This is a genomic window from Sandaracinomonas limnophila, assembly GCF_004005965.1.
GTDB classification, from domain to species: domain Bacteria; phylum Bacteroidota; class Bacteroidia; order Cytophagales; family Spirosomataceae; genus Sandaracinomonas; species Sandaracinomonas limnophila.
Genome location: NZ_SACY01000002.1, coordinates 186,966 through 210,058 on the forward strand (window position 1 = coordinate 186,966; position 23,093 = coordinate 210,058).

The window sequence follows — 23,093 nt, forward strand, 5'->3', positions numbered from 1 at the left end:
TAAAATTATGCAAGTTTGGAAATTTGGAGGGACCTCAGTTGGAAAGCCCGAGCGCATGAAGTCGATTCGACAATTGATTACGGAAGACGGAAAAGCTAAAATTGTTGTTTTATCTGCACTTTCAGGAAGCACAAATACCTTATTATCAATATCAGAGTCATTAGTTAATAAAAATACGGCGGAAGCTAAGGCAAAAACAGCCGAATTACGTGCACATTATGATCAATTCTTAACGGAATTGTATCAGACTCCTGCTGGTTTAGGTAAAGGTCAGGCGATTGTAGAAAAAGAATTCAACTTCATTCAACAACTGATCGACACACCTAATTATGGCGCTAAGCAAGAAAAAGAAATTGTTGCTTTAGGAGAATTGCTTTCCACTCAAATTTTTGAAGCCTTTTTACAAGAAGAAGGTGTAAATTCTGTTTTATTACCTGCCTTAGATTTCATGGTAATTGATGCAGACAATGAACCTGTATTTGCAAAAATTGAAGAAAACATTGCTAAAGTTCTTAAAGCAAATGCCGGAAAAGAAATATATATCACCCAGGGATTTATTTGTAGAAATCCTGCTGGGGAGATTGATAATTTAAAACGTGGAGGATCGGATTATACGGCCTCATTGATAGGCGGAGCAATTTCTGCAGAGGAAGTTCAAATTTGGACTGACATTGATGGAATGCATAATAACGACCCACGAATTGTAAAAAACACATTTCCAATTCGCGAATTATCCTTCGAAGAAGCAGCTGAATTAGCTTATTTTGGAGCAAAAATTTTACACCCAAGTACCATTACTCCTGCCAAAATGAAAGGTGTTCCGGTTCGTTTGAAAAATACCATGGAACCAAGTGCCTATGGCACCCTGATTTCAGACAAAACAACGGATACGGAAATTAAGGCCATTGCCGCAAAAGACAACATTACAGCTATTTATATTCACTCAACTCGTATGTTGAATGCGTATGGATTTTTAAAACGTGTGTTTGAAGTATTTGAAAAATACAAAACACCTGTTGATATGATTACCACTTCCGAGGTTTCTGTTTCGGTAACTATTGACCAAACCGCTCACCTTGAAGACATTATGCGTGAGTTGAGAGAATTTGCTGAATTAGAAGATCCAGATGCTAATCAAGTGATTATTTGTATTGTTGGAAACTTCTTTGCAGATAAAGAAGGTATTGCGATCAAGGTTTTGGATGCCATGAGAAACATACCAATACGTATGATTTCTTATGGAGCATCTGAGCACAACATTTCATTACTTGTTGATGCAAAACACAAAAATGACTCATTAAACGCTTTGAACGAAGGTTTATTTTAAAAATACTATGTTAACCATTCCATTTATTCGTACCAATACCGAGCAAACAATAGCAGGTTTAAAAAAGAAAAGATTTGCAGATGCAGAAGCAATTGTTAAGCAAATTCTTGAATTAGACGAGGTTCGCAAAAACTTGTTACAGCAAGCAGAACAGGCCTTGGAAAAATCCAATGCCATTGCCCGCGAGATTGGTGGATTAATGAAATCGGGACAAACGCAGGAAGCTGAAGCTAAAAAAGCTGAAACTGCAGAGTTAAAAATTAAAATCAAGGAATTTGGGGAGGCAGCAAAAAAGGCCGAACAAGATGTGCAAGATGTATTGGTTACTTTACCCAATTTACCTCATTCATCAGTGCCTGAGGGCAAAACTGCTGATGACAATGAAATTACCTTAACCTGGGGAAAGGTTCCAAGTTTTGATTTTGAACCATTGGCTCATTGGGATTTAATCAAAAAATACGATATCATCGATTTTGATTTAGGAAATAAAATTACAGGAGCAGGTTTTCCAGTATACAAAGGAAAAGGGGCTCGTTTGCAAAGAGCTTTGATTAATTTCTTTTTAGATGAGGCAATAAAGGCAGGTTATTATGAAATTCAGCCACCCATCTTGATCAATGAAGATTCTGGTTTTGGAACCGGACAATTGCCCGACAAAGAAGGGCAAATGTACATCACACAAGCAGAAGGCTTATACTTAATTCCAACAGCTGAGGTTCCAATCACCAATTTATACCGTGATGTTATTTTAACTGAAAAAGACCTTCCCATAAAAAATGTAGGCCACACACCTTGTTTCCGTAGAGAAGCAGGTTCCTGGGGGGCGCATGTTAGAGGCTTGAACCGCTTACATCAATTTGACAAAATAGAAATTGTACAAATAAGAAAACCAGAAGAATCGTACCAGGCACTTGAAGAGATGTCGACCTACGTTCAAGGACTTTTACAAAAACTAGGATTGCATTATCGCGTTTTGCGTTTGTGTGGAGGAGACATGGGATTTGCTTCGGCATTGACATATGACATGGAAGCATGGTCTGGTGCACAAAATCGTTGGTTAGAAGTAAGTTCGGTTTCTAACTTTGAAACTTTCCAAGCAAATCGTTTGAAACTACGTATGAAAGTAGATGGAAAATCAGTGCTTTGCCATACATTAAACGGCTCTGCTTTAGCCTTACCAAGAATCGTTGCCTCTATTTTAGAGAACAACCAAACCAAAGATGGAATTAAGATTCCTGAGGTATTGGTTCCGTATTGTGGGTTTTCAGTGATCCAGTAAAGTAGGCTTCGAGAGCCTCAGCCTACTTTTAGGTGCCTGAGGCTCTCGAAGGCACGGCTCACTCAACTATCAGTCGAAACCCTTCTCCGTGCAGATTCTGAATCTGAATTCGAGAATCCTCCTTGAGCATTTTGCGAAGTTTTGTCATGTAGACATCCATGCTACGCGCATTGAAATAGGTATCGTCGCCCCAAATGAGTTTAAGCGCAAAACTTCTACTTACAGGTTTGCCTAAATTTTCGCACAAAATTTTCATTAATTCATTTTCCTTTGGGGTAAATTTTTGTTCTACTCCATTAAAAACAAGTTTCATTTTATTCGGCAAATAAAGATAATTTCCGATTTCAATTTCTTCTTTTAGGCTTGAAATATTTTTTTCACCTGAAGTACGTCGTAACACTGCTTCGATTCTTGCCAAAAGTACTTCCATAGAAAAAGGCTTGGTCAAATAATCATCTGCCCCAACTTTGAATCCCTGCAGGGTATCCTCTTCCATCGATTTGGCTGTCAGAAAAATAATGGGGACATCCAAGTGATTTGCGCGAATATCCTTTGCCAAGGAGAATCCATCCTTTTTAGGCATCATAACATCTAGCAAACACAAATCAAAAGGTGATTTCACAAAGTAATCTAAAGCCTCATCACCGTTGTTTGCCCATGTAACCTCAAAACCTTTTTTCTTTAAAAATTCGGATAGCAAAAGACCCAAATTAGGATCATCTTCTGCCAATAATATAGCTGTGGTTTTCATCTTTATTGTTTAGGGAGTGAAATTTCAAATGTACTACCATCTCCTAATTTACTTTTAACAAGCACCTTGCCATCGTGTGCCTCAACAATCTTTTTTACATAACTTAGTCCTAGACCAAATCCCTTCACATTGTGAACATTTCCTGTAGGAACTCTATAAAAAGGCTCAAAAATATTATTAATTACCTCTTTTGAAATACCTATTCCTTTATCCTGAATAAAAATTTGAATATTTTTTTCAGTTAATTGCAAGGAAATGGATATATCGGGTTGGTTTTCTGAGTATTTTATGGCGTTATCAATCAAATTAAATACAACATTTGAAAGGTGAACCTCATCTGCTTGAACAAATACCTCCTCATCTGGTAAATCGAGATGCAATTTGCCATGATTCGAAAAAATCACTGGACCATTAGCTTCAGCGATATGTTCAATCATTGCTTTTAAATCAATATTTTTCTTCTTCAAAACAATTTCTTCTTTCTCCATTTGGGCCGTTTGCAAAACACGCTCTACCTGATTTCCCAAACGTGTATTTTCTTCTCGAATAATTCCCAAATATTTTAAAATCGAATTATTTTTCAAGATTTCTGGCTCCTCTTGAATCAATTGTGTTGCCAAAGAAATGGTAGAAATAGGTGTTTTAAATTCATGGGTCATGTTATTGATGAAATCGTTTTTGACCTCTGCCAATTTCTTTTGTTTTAAAATCATAGAAACAGCCCAATAAAAACAAACCATTACAATTAATAAAAGAATAAAAGAAGCCGCGAAATTCAATCCCATGGTTTCCCAAATAAATGCTCTTTGGCCGGGAAAATAAAGTTTTAATTGATGATTTGTTGGATGCAAATCATTCGGAAATAAATTGGTCGAAAACAAATTTGGACTTATTTCTACCTTAGAAATCTTTTTATTTGAAAGGAAGACCCAGTTGTTATGATTCGCCCCTGCGCCAAAAATTCCATAATAAAAAGGTAAACGAATTCCCTTCAAAGACAATTCGAATTTAATCAAACTATCTAAAAGTGCTGGGGCAAATCGCTGTTGAATAGGTCTTTCCTTGAACAAAAAATCAGAAAAAAGCTCTTTTGCTAATTCTTTTTTATGGTCAACTTTAATGTTTAATTTAATGGCTTTGGATTTCTTATTTGGATCAACAGGAACTTCATCAATAAGTTTATCCAACTTTTTTTGTTCTTGCAGCCTTCTCTCCATTTCATTTAAATCCGGACCTAATTGATACTCCTCCGTTATTTCGGCTATTTGTCCGTTGGGAAGCATGATTTGCTTTTGAACCCACACAAAATCTGAAGGGGCAACAAATTGCTCCAAATTTTGCCTGTTTTTTTCACTTTCTACTTTCCACTTTCCACGTTCTCCTTTCCACTTTCTACTTTCCACTTTTACTTTTCCACTTTCCACTTTAAACTTTTCGCTGCCTACTAACTTTGCAGACAAAGCCCTTTCCTTTTCTTGTTCGAATTCAAATGATTTTTTCCGCTCGGCCAACACAAGGAGCTCTTGTTTTTCCAATTTTCGTACCACTTGGTCTAAACTACTACGAACTTCTGCTGCAAAATTTTCTTCTTTAGATACAAGCATATATCCTAACCAATAGGCTTGAAAGGCAATCAAACCTAAAAGAGCTAAGCTCATCAAAAAGATAATCCAACGTATTTTTTGCTTTGTCATACAATTAATCGTTTACAAAATTAAAAGAATTCTTTTGGAATAAATCCACTAAAAAATCCTGTTAACACTCTTTAACATGTATCAATTCAAAAATTATGTATGTTTGTATTCTATAAACAAGCATTATGAAAAAATCTATTTTATTATTTGCAATGATTGCTTCGGCAACATTTGCTTATGGACAAACAGAAAAAAAAGAACAAAGAGTACGAATTGTAACCATTGAAAATGGTCAGAAAAAGGTTGTTGAAAAGGTGATTGCAGATGGAAAAGATATTTCTGAGGAAATTAAAATCATGGAAGACACTTTACAAACAAAAGATGGTAAAAAACGAATGATCACTGTGGATGTGCGGGGTGACCGAAGAATGCAATCGCCACAGAGGGAAATAATTGAAGGTCCCCAAAAAGAAATGCGCGTATTTAAGTTTAAAGGTGGAGAAGAAGGGGAAGAAGATGTGATTCGCATTTTACCTGGTAGACCGGGAGATCCTGGAATGCCTACAGGTCCTATGGGTGATAAGGAATTTAGAAAAATCCACAGAAATGTAATGATTAATGCGGATATTATGCAATTGGATGAAATGGGTTCTGCAACCATCAAAGCTTTACGCATTCAACCAAATACTCCATTCAATGGCAAATTCAATGTACATTTCAAAGCGCCAGAAAAGGGGACTGTAACAATTTCTGTAACTGATTTACAAGGGAAGGAATTGGCAACTGAGCAGCTAAAAGATTTTCAAGGAGAATATTTGGGACAAATAGATATTAAAAAATCTGTAAAGGGTGTTTATTTTGTTCGAGTGGTACAAGGAAACGATGGCGCGGTTAGACGCGTGAAAATAGATTAAACAATAAAAAACCCCGCTAAGCGGGGTTTTTTATTAAAATAACTGTCCAGTTTTCGCATTGGGTTCAAACCCTAAATGGCGATATGCTTTTTCAGTGGCTTCTCGACCACGAGAGGTTCTTTTCAAAAAACCTTCTTGAATTAAAAACGGCTCATAAACTTCTTCGATAGTTTCAGCCTCTTCTCCACAAGCAGTGGCGATTGTAGAAAGTCCCACGGGTCCACCTTTAAACTTCTCAATAATGGTCATCAAAATTCGATTATCCATTTCGTCTAACCCATTTTGATCAACATCTAATGCAGAAAGTGCATATTCAGCAATATGTGAATTAATAATACCCTCTCCTTTTATTTGGGCAAAATCGCGAGTTCTTCTCAACAAATTATTGGCAATTCTTGGCGTTCCTCTACTTCTTCTTGCTATTTCGTAAGCACCAGATTCTTCAATTGGCATTTTTAAAATGGCTGCAGATCTCGTAACAATGGTAGTCAATAATTTAGAATCGTAATATTCTAAGCGAGCATTGATACCAAAGCGAGCACGCAAAGGCGATGTTAGCAATCCTGCACGAGTAGTTGCACCGATCAAAGTAAATGGATTTAGACCTATCTGAATACTTCTGGCATTAGGTCCAGAATCAAGCATGATATCAATCTTGTAATCTTCCATGGCGGAATACAAATATTCCTCAACGATGGGATTCAAACGATGGATTTCGTCAATAAAAAGTACATCATAGGGCTGAAGATTAGTTAATAGTCCCGCTAAATCAGATGGTTTATCTAAAACGGGTCCCGAGGAGATCTTTAAACTCGAACCCAATTCATTGGCAATAATATGTGACAAAGTGGTTTTTCCTAAACCAGGAGGGCCATGCAGTAGCACATGATCTAGGGCTTCCTCTCTTGCCTTTGCTGCATCTACAAAGATTTGCAAATTATCAATAATTTTACCCTGACCCGTAAAGTCGTCGAAGGACAAAGGTCTTAAGGCCTTGTCGATATCCTTGTCTTGTTGACTTAAGGAACTTGGATCTCCGCTTAAATAATCTTCCCGCATAAATTTACTTTAAACAAAGATAAAAATTTAATCAAACGCTTGTATTCATTTTTTTTGTTCTCATTATTTTTTAGCTTTGAAAAATTAAACCTTTTAACAAATGAGTTCTATTTTTTGCGGCGAATTGGCCGGAACAGCAGCCTTAATCTATATTGGGAATGGAGTTGTAGCAAATATGCTACTAAAAAACACAAAGGGAAATAACACAGGATTATTGGCAATAGCTGCTGCCTGGGCATTTGCGGTAACGATTGGAATATTTATTTCCACTTATTTCGGTAGTCCTGGTGCACATTTAAACCCGATGGTAACTGTGGCGGAATGTTTAAAATCTGGGGATTGGAGTAATTTTACAACTTTTGTTGGAGCCCAAATCTTAGGTGCAATGTTAGGGCAATTTTTAGTTTGGTTACATTATAAACCGCATTTTGATGTTACCGAAGACCCAGGAAGTATAAAAGCCAGTTTTTGTACAGATCCAGCCATTAAAACTACGCCATTCAACCTTATTTCAGAGGCTTTCGCCTCTGCCTTTGCCATTGTTGCTTTGGGAAGTTTCTCAAGCGTCCCACATGGATTAGGTCCATTTTTGGTAGGTATATTAGTTTGGGCTGTTGGACTTGGATTAGGCGGAACCACTGGTTATGCCATTAATCCTGCCCGAGATTTAGGTCCGCGTATTATGCATGCAATTCTTCCCATTAAAAACAAAGGCGGAAATGATTGGGGATATGCATGGATTCCAGTTTTAGGTCCATGCCTTGGAGCTGCCATTGGCGTTTTTATTTTAAGTTTAAAATAATTCAACATGTATATAGGATCCATTGACCAAGGAACTACCAGTTCCCGATTCATCATATTTGACAAAAAAGGCGACATCATTGCGATGGGCCAAAAGGAACACGAGCAAATTTATCCACAGGCCGGTTGGGTAGAACATAATCCCGAAGAAATTTGGAAAAACACCCAAGAAGTTATTGGATTAGCCCTGGGAAAAGCCAACCTTTCTGCTAAAGATATCGCAGCGGTAGGTATTACTAATCAACGAGAAACAACTGTCGCTTGGAATAAAAAAACTGGAAAACCTTATTACAATGCAATTGTTTGGCAGGATACTCGAGTGGGTTCTGAATTAGCCGAATTGGCCAAAGATGGTGGAATGGATCGTTTTCGAGGCAAAACTGGACTTCCATTGGCGGCGTATTTTTCCGGATTAAAACTTCGTTGGTTATTAAATAATTGTGAAGGTTTACGAGAAGATGCCGAAAAAGGAGAAGCCCTCTTTGGAACAATGGATACTTTCATTGCCTGGCATTTAACAGGTGGCATAGAGGGAGGTTTACACATAACTGACGTTACCAATGCCTCCAGAACACAATTGATGAATTTGGAAACCTGCCAATGGGATCAAGAAATTTTAGACATCTTTAAGATTCCCAAAGCTATGCTCCCTCAAATTGTATCGAGTTCAAAAGTATATGGCACGGCAAAAGGTGTTTTAAATGATGTTCCCTTAGCTGGTATGTTGGGTGACCAACAAGCTGCCTTAGTTGGACAAACCTGCTTTGATCCAGGTCAAGGAAAAAACACTTATGGAACTGGTTGTTTCTTATTGATGAATACTGGAACCAAACCAATTCCTTCCAAATTTGGTCTATTAACTACTGTTGCCTATCAATTAGGTGATGAGCCTGTACATTACGCATTAGAAGGCTCTGTAGCCATTACGGGGGCATTGGTGCAATGGTTAAGAGATAATTTAGGAATCATAAAATCGAGTCCGGATATTGAAAAATTAGCTAAAGAAGTAGAAGATAACGGCGGGTGTTATTTTGTCCCAGCATTCTCTGGACTTTATGCGCCTTATTGGAAATCTGATGCACGTGGGGTTTTGGTTGGGTTGACGAGATATATCAATAAATCACATATTGCTCGTGCTGCATTAGAAGCTACCGCCTTTCAAACCTGGGAAGTATTAGAAGCCATGGAAAAGGATGCTGGCATACCAATTAATTCACTTCGAGTTGACGGCGGAATGGTGGTCAATCAATTATTGATGCAATTTCAGTCGGACATCATTGGCCAAGAAGTAATTTGTCCAAAAATCATTGAAACCACTGCCTTAGGAGCTGCTTATGCTGCAGGATTGGCTGTTGGGTATTGGGCAAATCTGGAGGATTTGAGAAAAAACTGGGCGATTGCTGGCACTTGGAAACCTAAAATGGAGATGAGCAAAAAAGAAAAACTTCAAAGCCAATGGAAAAAAGCTGTCACTAAGAGTTTTGATTGGGAGGAGGAGTAGTCAATTGGAACTAAATCATTTGACTAAAATAAATTTATCAAACAACTTTTAAATCAAAGGTTTAAATTGCAGGGGGAAAGGGGCGGCATTGTCCCCTAAAAAAATGTTTACAAAGTTCCAAACAGTAAACTGATAATTCTAAAAATAAACAATAAAAAAAGGCTGAAGAAATTCAGCCTTTTTTGTTACTATTTAGATTTTACTTTAGGTTCTATTTCGATGGTGGGAGTTTCAACCACCTCATTTTTCTGATACCCCAATATATTCAACATAGAATCGCTCGTTTGTTCATTGGAAAACAGCTTTGTTGTAATCGTCCCATCTTCTAATCGATCAATAATTACATGCTTTGGTGCAGGAATTAAACAATGTTGAATACCGCCATAACCACCTAAAGATTCTTGGTAAGCTCCCGTATGGAAAAATCCAACGTATTGACGCTCTTTTTCTTCCTCATAAATAGGAAGATAAAGGTCGGCACTATGCGCTTCTGTATTATAAAAATCCATAGAATCACAGGTCAAACCACCCAAGTTAACCTTTTGATAGGGTGATCCCCAGTTGTTTACAGGCAACATGATGTATTTTTGGTTCATTCCCCAAGAATCAGGCAATTGGGTAATAAATGAACCATCTATCATGTACCAAAGCTCTTTATCATTTTGCAATTTTTGGTCAATGATTTCATACAAAACTGCACCACTTTCACCAACCGAATAAGATCCAAATTCGGTGAAAATGTTTGGCACAGGAACATTGTTCTTACTGCAGATCCAAGCAATCGATTCCACAATTTCATCCACCATGGCCTGATAATCGTAGTTGAATTGCAAAGAAGTTTGAATAGGCAATCCTCCTCCCAAATCAATAGAATCTAATTCTGGACAAATCTTTTTTAGTTCACAATACTTGTAAATAAATCTACTTAACTCAGACCAATAATACGCAGAATCTTTGATTCCCGTATTGATGAAAAAGTGAAGCATTTTTAAATTAAAACGCTTATTAGGTTTTATTTTTTCTAAATACAATGAGGTTACATCTGAATATCTTACTCCCAAACGAGAGGTATAAAATGAGAAATCAGGCTCTTCATCAGTTGCGATTCGAATAGCGATATTCGCCTTTTCAGCGGTAACCGAATTCAAATAATAATCAATTTCTTTAAGGTTATCCAAAACTGGAATACAATTGAAACCATCATTGATCAATTCGGAAATATATTGCAAATACAAAGGTTGCTTGTAACCATTGCAAAGAATATAAGTCGATTTAGCAATCTTTTCCTTTTCGTATAAAGAGCGAATAATTGGAATATCAAATGCCGAACTTGTTTCTAAATGGACATTATGCTTAATAATCTCTTCAACAACAAAAGAAAAATGGGAAGATTTAGTACAATAACAATAGGTGTAATTCCCCTTGTAATTGTATTTTTTAATCGCATTACGAAAAAGTAATTTAGAATTTTCGATATGCTCACCAATCTTTGGTAAATAACTAATCTTTAGGGGTGTGCCGTATTGCTTAATAATTTCCATCAAAGGAACATTGTTAAACAACAATTCATTATCCTCATTAATGTTAAATTCCCTCGTTGGAAATTCAATAGTTTGATCAATTAGATCGATGTAATTTTTCATTAGGCCTAACCAATTTTAAGATAGCCGATAAAACGACAAAAGAAAATTGTGCAAAACTGCAATAAAAGTATGTACTTTGCAAAAAATCTTGCTTAGATCTATGTTAAAAATTCATTTTATAGCGATTGGTGGTGCAGCAATGCACAATTTGGCATTGGCTTTACAAAAAAATGGTCATCAAATCACAGGTTCAGACGACGAAATATACGAACCTTCCAAATCGCTCTTACAAAAAAATGGACTTTTACCTGATTCTGAAGGATGGCATCCAGAAAAAATTTCCAAGGATTTGGATGTAGTTATTTTAGGTATGCATGCAAGAGCAGACAACCCGGAATTATTAAAAGCACAGGAATTAGGTTTACGCATTGAATCCTATCCTTCTTTTTTATACGAATACAGTAAAAACAAGCAACGCATTGTAATTGCAGGTAGTCATGGAAAAACAAGTATCACATCCATGATTTTACACGTATTAAAAAAATTAAATCGCAAATTTGATTACCTTGTTGGCGCTCGAATTGAAGGTTTTGAACTTATGGCCCAGCTTTCTGATGCCCCCATCATTATCATCGAAGGCGATGAATATTTGGCTTCTCCCCTCGACCGCAGAGCTAAATTTCTATTATACCAACCGCACATTGCCCTTGTTTCTGGTATTGCTTGGGACCACATGAATGTATATCCGACCTTTGAGTCCTACCAAGAAAGCTTTAAAGAGCTCATTAAGAATTTACCCAAAGCAGGAACCTTAATTTATGATGAAACTGATCCTATTTTAAAGGAAATGCCAAAATTGAGTCAGGACGATGTCATCAAAAAACCTTATAAAGAGCACCCTGCCCTAATAGAGAATGGAAAAACGATCTTGAAAGGTGATGATGGTGTAAAATACCCAATTACTGTTTTCGGTAACCATAATTTAAAGAATATCAATGGTGCACGCTTGATTTGCGAACAAATTGGCATTGAAGCAACAGAATTTTACCAAGCCATTCAAGACTTCAAAGGTGCTGCTAAACGACTTGAAATTGTAAAAGATAATGGAAAAAGCATTGTTTTTAAGGACTTTGCCCATGCCCCGTCTAAGGTAAAAGCTACAACCGAAGCCGTAAAACAGCAATTTCCAGAAAGAAAATTAGTTGCCTGCTTAGAATTGCATACATTTTCAAGCCTAAATCCAGCCTTTTTGCCACAGTATGAAGGAACTTTGAATTTAGCAGACGAAGCAATTATCTTTTTAAGTGAGCATGCTCGTGCTATAAAAAGAATGGATAAAATTGAAGAAGAAACTGTTCAAAATTATTTCAAACACTCGAAATTAACAGTAATTAGAGATAGAGAAGAACTTGAGAAAGATCTAATATCAAAAGATTGGAGTAATGCCAATTTGTTGATGATGTCGTCAGGGACCTTCGATGGAATTTCATTCCAAGAATTGTAGTAAGCCAGTGAGCCAGTGAACTAGTATTCTAAACTTTGCTCACTGGCTCACTTGCTCACTTTTAACTATTCAATATCGCATCCAACTCCGCCTTAAACCCAGTCAATAACATTTCTTTAATGGAAATCTTTCTCTTTTGAGTATTGATTTTACTTTGAATAGGCTTATCAGCAATTGTACCATCTGACTCAACTTCAGCAATAAAAACTTCCAATTCGCTACGCTCTTTTTTGCTCATGTAATCCATCTGATTAATCATGATTTTCAATTGCTCTAAACGAGGTTTTTCACTCAAATTGGCATGGCGATAAGAAATTACACGCAAAAGGTAATTCATTTCAAAAATTTTGTCACAAACATTTCTAAAACGCTCTGACAAACCTCTATCCACCATTTTTACCTTCGCAGACAAATCTTTCCATTTCATCAAATTTGCCTTTGCCAATTCTGCCGTTTTTACCATATCCTCCTGATTCTTGAATTTTTCTTCCAATTCACGAGTCATGTCTTGCATTTCCTGCACACGAGGATCAATTTTGGGTTTCACTACAATGCCTTTTGAGCGGTTGTAGGAATCAAAATACATATCATTTGCCTTTTTAAAGGCTTTCCACAATTGAGATTGCTTTTTAGGAGGAAGACCCAAAATGGTTTTCCATTCTTTTTGCATCTCCTTCACTTTTTCTATGGTACCATCAAAATCACCCGATTTTCTCATTTGGTGAACTGAGTCCACGTAAGATTGCAGGGTATTGATTTTCTCGTCAATGATTCTATTTTTCTCTTCAAAAAAGGCTCTTCTTCTCAAGAAAAAGCTATCCACAATTTCTTGAAATTCATTGGATAATTTATCTTGAAATTCACGATCTACTGGTCCCGTTTTTAACCATTTCGCCTTCACTTCCAAGAAACGGTCTGTAGATTCTACTACTTCATCTTCAGCTAAAATAGCTTTTGCATCTTCAATTAAAGCACGTTTGATCTCAAGATTTTTTTCTTGATTAACTTTAATTAAATCCGACAAATAAGACTCTAATTTGTTTAATTGATCAAATAAAGGAAGAAAATCACCTAAGCCATCAAATTCGGCAAGGTAGGTTTTCATTTGTAAAACCTTTGTTAAAAATGATCCTTTGTTCTGAACTTCATCAATTTGTTGAACCAATTGATCAACTTTAGTTTTTGCCAATTCAAATCGTTTTACGAAATATTGAAGGGCTTCTTCTTCAGTGGTTCTTACAAATCCAATTTCTCTCTCCGGGAAATTTAAGTAAGATTTAATATACACTTTGCCATCGCGACAAAAGCCGTATAAATTGTTTGAGGATTCCATAATTTTAATAAATGAGCGTTTGGCAATACCTTAACTCATTGTTTTTAAATAAAGTAGTATAAAAAATTGAGGTTCAAAAATAGAAAAATAATTTTCAAAAACAATAAACTGTCATTGTATTTTGCAAAATTTAATCTGAAACCTTTTAAAAACTAAATTAATAGCAGGGATTTTCCGATATTTGTGGGAATAATCCCAACAAAATGAGCAACGAAACCATTATTTTTTCGATGGAAAGGGTGTCAAAAACCATCCCACCTCAAAAAACAATCATCAAAAATATTTATTTATCCTTTTTCTATGGAGCTAAAATTGGTGTTTTAGGTCTAAACGGATCTGGAAAATCAACCCTACTTCGCATTATTGCTGGAGTAGATAAAAATTACACAGGAGATGTTGTTTGGTCACCAGGCTATACTGTTGGTTTATTAGAACAAGAACCCGTTTTAGATCCCAATAAAACAGTTTTAGAAATTGTAGAAGAAGGTGTAGCTAACGTAAAAGCCTTATTGAAAGAGTTTGATGAAATCAACGAGGCCTTTGGCGACCCGGATGCAGATTTTGATAAATTAATGGCTCGACAAGGAGATGTTCAAGAAAAATTAGATCATTTAAATGCTTGGGAATTAGACAATAAATTAGAAAAAGCAATGGATGCCTTGCGTTGTCCACCTGCTGATGCGAAAGTTGGCGATTTATCTGGTGGAGAAAAGCGCCGAGTTGCCCTTTGTCGTTTATTGTTACAAGAACCTGATGTATTATTGCTAGATGAGCCCACCAATCACTTGGATGCAGAATCCGTTTGGTGGTTAGAAGAGTTTTTACGCCAATACAAAGGAACTGTTATTGCAGTAACCCACGACCGTTATTTCCTAGACAATGTAGCAGGATGGATTCTTGAATTAGATCGCGGTGAGGGTATTCCGTGGAAGGGTAATTATTCATCTTGGTTAGAACAAAAACAAAATCGCTTGGCCCAAGAAGAAAAAACCGAATCAAGACGTCAGAAAACTCTTCAAAGAGAATTGGAATGGGTTAAAATGGCTCCAAAGGCTCGACAAGCAAAATCAAAAGCACGTATTGGCGCTTATGAAAAATTATTGTCTGAAGAAAATAAACAAAAAGAAGACAAATTGGAATTATTCATTCCAGCGGGTCCACGTTTAGGAAATAAAGTAATTGAAGTACAAGGAGTTTCAAAAGCCTTCGGTGATAAATTACTATTTGAAAACTTAAGTTTCCAATTACCTCCTGCAGGAATTGTCGGTATTATCGGGCCAAACGGTGCCGGTAAAACTACTTTATTCAAGTTAATCACCGGCCAAACAAGTCCTGATGCAGGTACATTTGAAGTTGGAGAAACTGTTAAATTGGCCTACGTTGACCAAGAACATCATCAATTGAATGCCGAAAAATCAGTTTATGAAACGATTTCAGACGGCAACGACTGGATCATGTTGGGCGGCAAACAATCCAATGCAAGAGCTTATGTAAGCAAGTTCAACTTCGGCGGCGCAGACCAAGAAAAGAAAATTGGCATGCTTTCAGGGGGCGAAAGAAACCGTGTCCATTTAGCCATGATGCTAAAAGAAGGTGCAAATGTCTTATTACTAGATGAGCCTACCAACGATTTGGACGTGAATACATTACGTGCTTTGGAAGAAGGTTTAGAAAATTTTGGAGGCTGCGCAGTGGTTATTTCCCACGACCGTTGGTTCCTAGATAGAATTGCCACCCATATTTTAGCCTTTGAAGGCGACTCGCAAGTCGTTTGGTTTGAAGGTAATTATTCAGAATACGAAGAAGCGAAGAAAAAACGCTTGGGAGATGTTACTCCACGAAGAATTAAATTTAAAAATATCAACTAAATGAAAGGAGTTATCACAGTTGTATTGCTCATTCTTTCCAACATCTTTATGACATTGGCATGGTATGGGCATTTACAATGGCGTGAAAACTCTTGGCTAAAGCATGCAGGTTTACTGACAATTATTTTATTTTCCTGGGGATTAGCCCTATTAGAATACTTTTTTCAAGTACCCGCAAACAAAATTGGTTTTAAAGAAAACGGAGGTCCCTTTTCATTTTTTGAATTAAAAACCATTCAAGAAGCCATTTCATTAATTACATTTACCTTATTTTTAATTTTCATTGTAAAAAATGAAAAATTAGCGTGGAACCACATTGTTGGGTTTTTGCTAATCCTATTGGCCGTTTATGTGATTTTTAAAAAATGGTAAGTAAATTGAACGATTATGAACTCTAGAGAAAAAATTCAAGCAGTAATTTCAGAAATGAATAAGGTGGTCGTAGGGCAAGAAAGACTTATCAACCGTCTTCTCATTGGTCTTTTCTCTGGAGGTCACGTGCTTTTAGAAGGGGTACCCGGTTTGGCCAAAACTCTTACAATCAACACCCTTGCCAAGGTTTTAGATTTACATTTTCATAGAATTCAATTTACCCCCGATTTACTTCCTTCAGATTTGGTAGGGACAATGATTTACAATCCATTAAAAGGAGAATTTGATGTAAAAAAAGGACCTATTTTTGCCCAAATTATTTTGGCGGATGAAATAAATCGTGCCCCAGCAAAAGTGCAATCTGCCCTTTTGGAAGCTATGGCCGAAAGACAAGTTACCATTGGAGACACCTCTTATTTACTGGAAAAACCCTTTTTGGTTTTGGCAACCCAAAATCCAGTTGAACAAGAAGGTACATTCCCATTACCGGAAGCCCAAGTGGACCGTTTCATGATGAAGGTTCATTTGAATTATTTAACCAAAGAGGAGGAATTGGAAGTAATGCGAAGGATGTCTGATATCAACCACGTTTCAGACCCTAAAACGGTTATGAATCTTCAAGATATTTATACAATTCAAAATGAAATCAATGATATAACCATTTCTGAAACTTTGGAAAGATATATCATTGAATTAATCTTTGCTACCAGGAATCCAGCTGATTATGGACTTACGCAAGAGGCCAACTATGTTCAGTTTGGTGCATCCCCACGTGCAACCATCCAATTGAATTTAGCTGCAAAAGTTACAGCCTATTTGGAGGGCCGAGATTACGTTTTACCTGAAGATATCAAAGAAGTTGCCCCAGATATTTTAAATCACCGCATCATGCTATCTTACGAAGCAGAAGCAGAAAATATCACAACCTTGGATATTATTCAAACTATTTTGAATACGGTTGCAATCAATCGATAAACTTATTCAACCTAAGGCTTTTTAACTCCCTTATTAAACTGAAAAACGTTTTCTTGTTTACTGGTCTGCAAGAATTTGACACTTTTCAAAAGTAAATTTTCGGCAAACTGAATATGATAAGCTTGATCCGCAGAAAGTTGTGAATCTACAAGTTGAATATTTTTAATTGTCATTTCAGGTAAACCCCTTACCATTAATCCTGTTTTAGCATTTTGCGCTACCACATTCTCCATGAAAATATTTTGGAATTGCGGTGTACCATCTGTAACTGGTTCCGATTTAATTTGTGGGGTTTCTGATCCGTTTCCGAAAGTAGCCACCGGGTCCTTACCCTGGTAATACATATCCAAAATAATTGCCTCACCAGCAATATTATTCATGGAAATATCCTTTATATAAACTTTCTCCACAATGCCACCTCTCCCACGTGCAGTCTTGAAGCGCAATCCAACATCAGTTCCTAAAAACTGACAATTTTGAGCAAATATGTCGTGTACTCCACCAGACATTTCGGACCCTATTACAATGCCTCCATGTCCATGAAAAACAGTTGAATTACTGATATTCACGAAAGCAGTAGGTCTTCCTCTTTTTCTTCCTTGCTCATCTTTACCCGACTTCAAACAAATGCCATCATCACCTACATCTATTTTGCAATTATTTACATTCACATATTCACAAGATTCAATATCCAAACCGTCTGAATTTTGTGCATACCAAGGATTTTTAACCACTAAACCTTGCAAAGTAACATGTGTACAAAGCAATGGATGTACGGTCCAAGCTGGACTATTTTGAATAGTAAAATCTTCCAATAAAACCTCATCACATTCAATTAAAGACAATAAATTAGGGCGAAGAAACTCCTTAATTTGGGCTGTATTAGCAAGAGTGTATCCAGCATCAGTTCTACCTGCATTCGGGTCAGCTGCTCCTTTTAAGGCTGCTGCGGTGGGATACCAAGTGTCTTTTTTCTCATTCAAAACTCCATTTTGAATCAATTTTTCCCATTCGCCTACTGTTAACTTCTGCTTTTTTACAGGCCGCCAAGCCTCTCCTGCACCATCGATTATTCCTGTACCAGTAATAGCAATTTTTCGTAAATTTTTACCAGATATAGGCGATTTCACCCGTATTGCCTCCACTCCTTCCCAAAAGGTTTTCACCAAAGGGTAGTCGAAAGATTGTTCTGAAAATTGCAACAATGCTCCTGCTGCCAAATGCAAATTCACATTAGATTTCAATTCGATGGGACCAGTTCTCCAAAATCCTTTGGCAATCAATACTGTTCCACCACCTTGATTAGAGCACTCGTTGATAGCCTGTTGAATTGCAACTGCATTATTAAAACTCAAATCATTTTTGGCACCGAATTTTTGAATATCAAAAGTATCTAACTTAAATACTGGCTTTGAAACTACCGGGATTTCATATTGGTATTTAGCATTAAAATCAGATTTTTTCAAAAAGCTCTTCAAATGTTCCGTAGATTCCTCAATGGCTTGAGCGACCAAATTGGCCATTACTGAGGCCCCATAATAGGTGAAATGCGTGTCATCCGCTACCCCTTTTTTATACTTTTTGTAGGCAGTATTTGTTGGCAAATGCAAAAAGATTTTTTCAGAGGCTACAGGACCAAGTTTTTCAATTAAAGCTCTTGATTTAGCTTCCATATCAATAAATATTGCCTTTTCTTTGAAAGCAACCTCCTTTGCCACCTTTGGATAATCTCCATGTTGATCTACAAAATGTCCGGTTGAATCGAATTTTCTCCGCTGAATGGATGATAAAATCACGGGAATACCTCCCTTTGAACGAGTTTCTTGAATGTACCGGGTTAAATTTTTTCTATAATCTGTCTGAGCAGCTGCATATCTACTCGTATCAGAAAGTTTAGCATCATTGTGTCCGAATTGAATAAACACATAATCACCCGGTTTAATTTGATCAAAAACCTTTGCCCATCTGCCTTCTGTTCTAAAACTTTTTGTACTTCTACCATTATAGGCATGATTTTGCACTTCTACGGCCTCATTGAAAAGTCCTGCAAATGGAATTCCCCAACCAGTTTCCGGATAATCCGCTGGCAATTTATTTGCCATTGTAGAATCTCCAACTAAAAAAACACGCAATGGTTCATTGGGCTTGAAAGCAAAAACAAGTAAACTAAGCAACAGGAAAATAAAGAGTCTATTCTTCATAAAATTCATTTTAGACAAAAGCAACATTTCGTTAAAAATTACTTATAAAAAAAGGCTGTCTTCCAACAGCCTCTTTTCTATTTTGTTTTGATTAATAAACTCGGGTTAATCATAAACCGTCCCGATTTCGTTCCATAAAGGGCTAAACCGGTTGAAAAGGCCTCAGGAACCTCCAATTTGATTTTCATTTTGCCTGTATTAACTGCTTCCTGAATGGAAAGTGCAGGAATGTTTACCTGTACCCAATACCCATACGTGCCAGCCTCATTTAATTCATGATTTCTCGGCTGGTAATGCCAACTCAAAATTCCTTGATGATCAGCAGGATCATCCTCTAAATCCACAGTACCAGCTAATTGGGCATTTGCAAAAATTTGAACAATTCCTGGATTCTTGTAAGAGTCTGTTTGTGGATAGGAATTTGGATTTTTACTAGGATCTGAGGTACCCTTACCTAACATATAATCTCCTTCCATTTTACCAGAATCTACACGATCTTTTCCTAAAAGTGGCTTAGGCGAAGCCTCCACAAAAAAGCTAACTTGTGCTATATCTCCTTCCTTAAGGTTGGAAGGCCAATTGAATTCATATTCATAAAATCCAAATCCCGCGCCATTTAATTTGTGACCATCTACTGCCCTCCAATCTTTTTTACTCCATTTCAAAGCAGTTGGATTTTCTAGCGAGGCTTCAATAAGTTTTTGTTTAGGATCAGATGGTTGAATATTCCCATTTTCAACAATGACATTCACAAAATTCTGGTGTAAAATTGCACCATTGTCGTCTTGTAAAATCAAATGAAGTGTATTGATCGAACGATCTTTTGGCAATTCAAGGGTTAGATCTTGAAGTTTTTGAACTGACCACGGTTTAAAATCAATTAAGCGATTATTTTCCCACCAAGTTTTCCTCTCCCCCCAAGCAGTTTGACCTTCAAAAATAACTTTCAAATGTAAATTTTGACCTAATTTTGATTGATCCGTTAAAGCAGACAAGGTTAAAGGAATAGTTAACTTTTCCCCTGCCTTTCCTGCAAAAGTAATTTCCTGGCCAGTAGAAATGTAAAAGTCAGCATGTAAATCTTTCAAGGACATCCCTTTTGCCAAAGCTCCCAAGCCCGTTTCCTTTTCGGTTCTATCAAATTTGTAATAGCCATTCCATTCATTAATCACGTCGTGGTGTTCTGTATATAACCATCCAGCCACTTTGATATTATTTCTGAATGCATTCATGGCCTTGTGGTAGTCGAAAGTATAATCTACATCTCCTGTACTATTTTTATACCCCCAAACATTCCCAAATTCAGAATTTATCATGGGTTGTTTGCCTTGCTTGTAGCCTTTTTCAAAATTCCAGGTACTGCCTTCAAATGTACTATCTGATTGTTTTTTCAGGAATTCATCCCATTCATAACCTGGCAAATAAGAGTGCCAAGAATGAATATCAGTTTCCGTATGTCCGAAACCGCAGCAAATTGAATTATCTTCTACCAAACGACTCATGTCCAAATCCTTGGTCAAATGGTACATTTCTGTAACCCACTTTTGGGTAGAAGGCAAATATTTTGATTTTTTCTTCCCATTTTCTTCAACCTTGGTAGTTAAGCCCCACGTTTCATTAAATACAATCCAAGAAAAAATAGATGGGTGATTAAAATCTCTTTTTATCATTTCTCGCAATGTAAATTCAGCTTCCTTTCGCATCAATTCTCCTGGTTCTCCCCAAGAATTTGGCAAATCTGCCATAACTAAAAGGCCTAATTTATCAGCCCAATACAACTTTCTTGGAATTTCGGCCTTAATGTGCGTACGGATACCGTTCAAACCAATTTTTTTAGAACGAACGATTTCATCGTACATAAATTTGTCAGTTGGAAACGTATAAAACCCTTCAGGATGATAACTTTGATCCAAAGCTAATTTCAAATAAATGGGTTTATTATTTAAGAAAACGTATGCAATATCAGAATTTGGCAGAAAATCTGCTGTTATTTTTCGCATGCCAAAATAACCCGAAAACTGATCCATTTGCTCCGCATCCCCTAACTGAACCTGGTAATCGTACAAATAAGGATCTTCCAAAGTCCACAATCGTGGTTTTGGAATTGCGATTGAAAAATTAATTTCCTTTGAACCAGCAGGTACTTCTTTTTGAAAAGTAATTCCTTCCTTCGTCTGAATATGAGTTTTGAGCGTTAAAGCCTTTGAAGTTGCTTGGGGAAAAATAGCCTTCACCTGAATTAAATTCTTATCAATATCCGGAGAAATTTCAAAAGCCTCCACGTAATCCACCCCACGCGATTCTAAATAAATTGTTTGCCACAATCCACGAGCATTTCCATAACCTTGCTTTCCATACAAGGTAAAATCGCGACGCTTATCATCCACGCGAATCACCAATGACTGTTCTTTGTCATACTGCAAATATGGGGTTAAATCAAACGAAAAAGGGGTATAACCACCTTGGTGAGAGCCTAATAATTTGCCATCCAAATATACATGCGTTTCCCAATCAGAAGCACCAATAACTACAAAAGTTCTTTTTTGCGACCAAGCCTTTGGCACCTTGATTTTTTTATGATACCAACCAATGTCAGCCAAATCTTTTTGACCCGACAAAACCGAAGCCCAAGAAAAAGGCACATTGATAATTCCTTTTTGAATATTCGCTGGATTTGCAAACCATTTTTGCTTTTGACCTATATCTAAGGAATCAAAGGCAAAATCCCATTGGCCATTTAAATTTTTCCAATTCTCTCGATAAAAATCCGGACGTGGATGTTCCGGCAAGGGCATTTGCGCCTGCAAGAAATAACTTGTAAACAATAAACTGAATAAATAGGTCTTAAAATTTTTCATAGAAAATAATTGAGTGCAATTCAACAAAAATCGGTAAAATATCTGAATCTTTTTAATTTAATTTTAAATTTGTTATATGGTAAAATTCGAGGAATTAAAAAAGAAAATACCCACTCAAATTACGGTTTTAGGTGGTGGAAGTTGGGCAACGGCATTGGTTAAAATTTTATGTGAAAATAATGTTAAAATCAAATGGTGGATACGTAGAAAATCCGATGTTGATTTTATACGAAAATACAATCACAATCCAAGTTATCTGACCGACGTTGTCATTAATCCTCGAAAAGTAAAAACTTATCACAAAATGTCGGATGCCTTAAATGGTACAGAATATATTATTTTAGCCATCCCTGCTGCATTTATTCCAAGTACTTTAAAAGATTTACATGCCAAACATTTTGAAGGCAAAAAAATTGTCTCAGCCATCAAAGGTATGATTCCGGATGAAAATATATTGGTAACAGATTGGATGGAAAAGGCTTTCAACTTACCTCTTGGAAATTCTTGTGTGATTGCAGGTCCCTGCCATGCAGAAGAAATTGCATTAGAAAAACAATCGTATTTAACGATTGCATCTCCAAAAGTTGAAACAGCTCAATCCTTTGCCAATTTACTAAACAGTCGATTTTTACAAGCGCATGCCATTGGCGATTTATATGGAGTAGAATATTGTGCAGTAATCAAAAATATAATTGCAATAGCCTGTGGAATTACCAGAGGACTTGGATTTGGGGACAATTTTCAAGCTGTTTTGGTTTCGAATGCCATGCAAGAAATCAAAGTGTTTTTAGACAAGGTTTATCCTGCAACGGAAAGAGATCTAAATAGCTCAGGGTATCTTGGTGACCTACTAGTAACCGCCTATTCTCAATTTTCTAGAAATAGAACATTCGGAAATATGTTAGGTAAAGGGTATTCTGTAAAATCTGCACAAATGGAAATGAATATGATTGCAGAAGGTTATTATGCGGTAAAAAGTATTTACCTAATCTCCAAATCACATGATTTAAATCTGCCAATCATAGATGCTGTTTACAACATCGTTTACGGCAAGGCAAATCCGAAGGAAGAAATGGGGCGATTGAAGGGACACTTAAAATAATTGAAAGTTGAAAATTGAAAATTATTAACTT

Annotated in this window: 17 protein-coding genes; 10 read left to right on the plus strand and 7 right to left on the minus strand. The window is 36.6% G+C overall.

Annotated elements, in window-relative coordinates; all coding sequences use genetic code 11:
- Positions 1-7: 7 nt before the first annotated feature.
- Both EOJ36_RS04380 and serS read left to right on the plus strand, forming a co-directional pair.
- A complete protein-coding gene (locus tag EOJ36_RS04380; RefSeq protein ID WP_127802815.1) occupies positions 8-1,327 on the plus strand; it encodes an aspartate kinase in 1,320 nt (439 codons plus the stop codon).
- A gap of 7 nt (positions 1,328-1,334) precedes the next feature.
- Positions 1,335-2,606 (plus strand): serine--tRNA ligase, encoded by a 1,272-nt coding sequence (gene serS / locus EOJ36_RS04385; protein ID WP_127802816.1) that lies wholly within the window; start codon positions 1,335-1,337, stop codon positions 2,604-2,606.
- A gap of 58 nt (positions 2,607-2,664) precedes the next feature.
- Here serS and EOJ36_RS04390 read toward each other — a convergent pair whose 3' ends face one another.
- Together EOJ36_RS04390 and EOJ36_RS04395 are read right to left on the minus strand one after the other, a co-directional pair.
- Positions 2,665-3,357 carry a response regulator transcription factor gene (locus tag EOJ36_RS04390; RefSeq protein ID WP_127802817.1) on the minus strand — a complete coding sequence of 231 codons (693 nt, stop codon included), beginning with the start codon at positions 3,355-3,357 and terminating at the stop codon, positions 2,665-2,667.
- Positions 3,358-3,359: 2 nt separating this feature from the next.
- Positions 3,360-5,051 (minus strand): sensor histidine kinase, encoded by a 1,692-nt coding sequence (locus EOJ36_RS04395; protein ID WP_127802818.1) that lies wholly within the window; start codon positions 5,049-5,051, stop codon positions 3,360-3,362.
- Positions 5,052-5,176: 125 nt separating this feature from the next.
- Between EOJ36_RS04395 and EOJ36_RS04400 the strand changes: the two genes are divergently transcribed.
- Positions 5,177-5,905 (plus strand): T9SS type A sorting domain-containing protein, encoded by a 729-nt coding sequence (locus tag EOJ36_RS04400; RefSeq protein WP_127802819.1) that lies wholly within the window; start codon positions 5,177-5,179, stop codon positions 5,903-5,905.
- Positions 5,906-5,938: 33 nt separating this feature from the next.
- Here EOJ36_RS04400 and ruvB read toward each other — a convergent pair whose 3' ends face one another.
- On the minus strand, positions 5,939-6,964 hold the full coding sequence (ruvB, locus tag EOJ36_RS04405; RefSeq protein WP_127802820.1) for a Holliday junction branch migration DNA helicase RuvB: 1,026 nt from the start codon (positions 6,962-6,964) through the stop codon (positions 5,939-5,941).
- 100 nt (positions 6,965-7,064) lie between these two features.
- Here ruvB and EOJ36_RS04410 point away from each other — a divergent pair, with 100 nt between their 5' ends.
- Positions 7,065-7,766, plus strand: a complete 702-nt coding sequence (locus tag EOJ36_RS04410; RefSeq protein ID WP_127802821.1) for an MIP/aquaporin family protein — start codon at positions 7,065-7,067, stop codon at positions 7,764-7,766.
- Positions 7,767-7,772: 6 nt separating this feature from the next.
- Positions 7,773-9,266: a glycerol kinase GlpK gene (gene glpK / locus EOJ36_RS04415; protein ID WP_127802822.1), complete on the plus strand. Its 1,494-nt coding sequence runs from the start codon at positions 7,773-7,775 to the stop codon at positions 9,264-9,266.
- Between the two features lie 188 nt (positions 9,267-9,454).
- Here the strand turns inward: glpK and EOJ36_RS04420 are convergent, their stop codons facing one another.
- On the minus strand, positions 9,455-10,909 hold the full coding sequence (locus EOJ36_RS04420) for a type III PLP-dependent enzyme domain-containing protein (protein ID WP_127802823.1): 1,455 nt from the start codon (positions 10,907-10,909) through the stop codon (positions 9,455-9,457).
- Positions 10,910-11,009: 100 nt separating this feature from the next.
- Here EOJ36_RS04420 and EOJ36_RS04425 point away from each other — a divergent pair, with 100 nt between their 5' ends.
- Positions 11,010-12,353 carry a UDP-N-acetylmuramate--L-alanine ligase gene (locus tag EOJ36_RS04425; RefSeq protein WP_127802824.1) on the plus strand — a complete coding sequence of 448 codons (1,344 nt, stop codon included), beginning with the start codon at positions 11,010-11,012 and terminating at the stop codon, positions 12,351-12,353.
- A gap of 61 nt (positions 12,354-12,414) precedes the next feature.
- Here the strand turns inward: EOJ36_RS04425 and EOJ36_RS04430 are convergent, their stop codons facing one another.
- Complete coding sequence (locus EOJ36_RS04430) at positions 12,415-13,686, minus strand: DUF349 domain-containing protein (protein WP_127802825.1); 1,272 nt, start codon at positions 13,684-13,686, stop codon at positions 12,415-12,417.
- A 203-nt stretch (positions 13,687-13,889) separates the two neighbouring features.
- Between EOJ36_RS04430 and ettA the strand changes: the two genes are divergently transcribed.
- From ettA to EOJ36_RS04445, 3 genes are read left to right on the plus strand one after another with little or no spacing between them, the layout of a single operon-like run.
- The gene (gene ettA / locus EOJ36_RS04435) at positions 13,890-15,554 is read left to right on the plus strand and encodes an energy-dependent translational throttle protein EttA (protein ID WP_127802826.1); all 1,665 of its coding nucleotides are present in this window, start codon (positions 13,890-13,892) and stop codon (positions 15,552-15,554) included.
- Positions 15,555-15,926 (plus strand): DMT family protein, encoded by a 372-nt coding sequence (locus EOJ36_RS04440; protein WP_127802827.1) that lies wholly within the window; start codon positions 15,555-15,557, stop codon positions 15,924-15,926. It abuts the gene before it with no gap.
- A gap of 15 nt (positions 15,927-15,941) precedes the next feature.
- Positions 15,942-16,901 carry an AAA family ATPase gene (locus EOJ36_RS04445; RefSeq protein WP_127802828.1) on the plus strand — a complete coding sequence of 320 codons (960 nt, stop codon included), beginning with the start codon at positions 15,942-15,944 and terminating at the stop codon, positions 16,899-16,901.
- An 11-nt stretch (positions 16,902-16,912) separates the two neighbouring features.
- On the opposite strand, the gene EOJ36_RS04450 is transcribed toward EOJ36_RS04445, so the two are convergent.
- Together EOJ36_RS04450 and EOJ36_RS04455 are read right to left on the minus strand one after the other, a co-directional pair.
- Entirely contained in the window at positions 16,913-19,102 is a 2,190-nt protein-coding gene (locus EOJ36_RS04450; protein ID WP_164847842.1) for a glycosyl hydrolase family 28 protein, read from the minus strand.
- Positions 19,103-19,179: 77 nt separating this feature from the next.
- Entirely contained in the window at positions 19,180-21,960 is a 2,781-nt protein-coding gene (locus EOJ36_RS04455; RefSeq protein WP_127802830.1) for a glycoside hydrolase family 2 protein, read from the minus strand.
- Between the two features lie 76 nt (positions 21,961-22,036).
- On the opposite strand from EOJ36_RS04455, the gene EOJ36_RS04460 reads away from it, so the two are divergent.
- The gene (locus EOJ36_RS04460; RefSeq protein ID WP_127802831.1) at positions 22,037-23,062 is read left to right on the plus strand and encodes an NAD(P)H-dependent glycerol-3-phosphate dehydrogenase; all 1,026 of its coding nucleotides are present in this window, start codon (positions 22,037-22,039) and stop codon (positions 23,060-23,062) included.
- Positions 23,063-23,093: the final 31 nt, after the last annotated feature.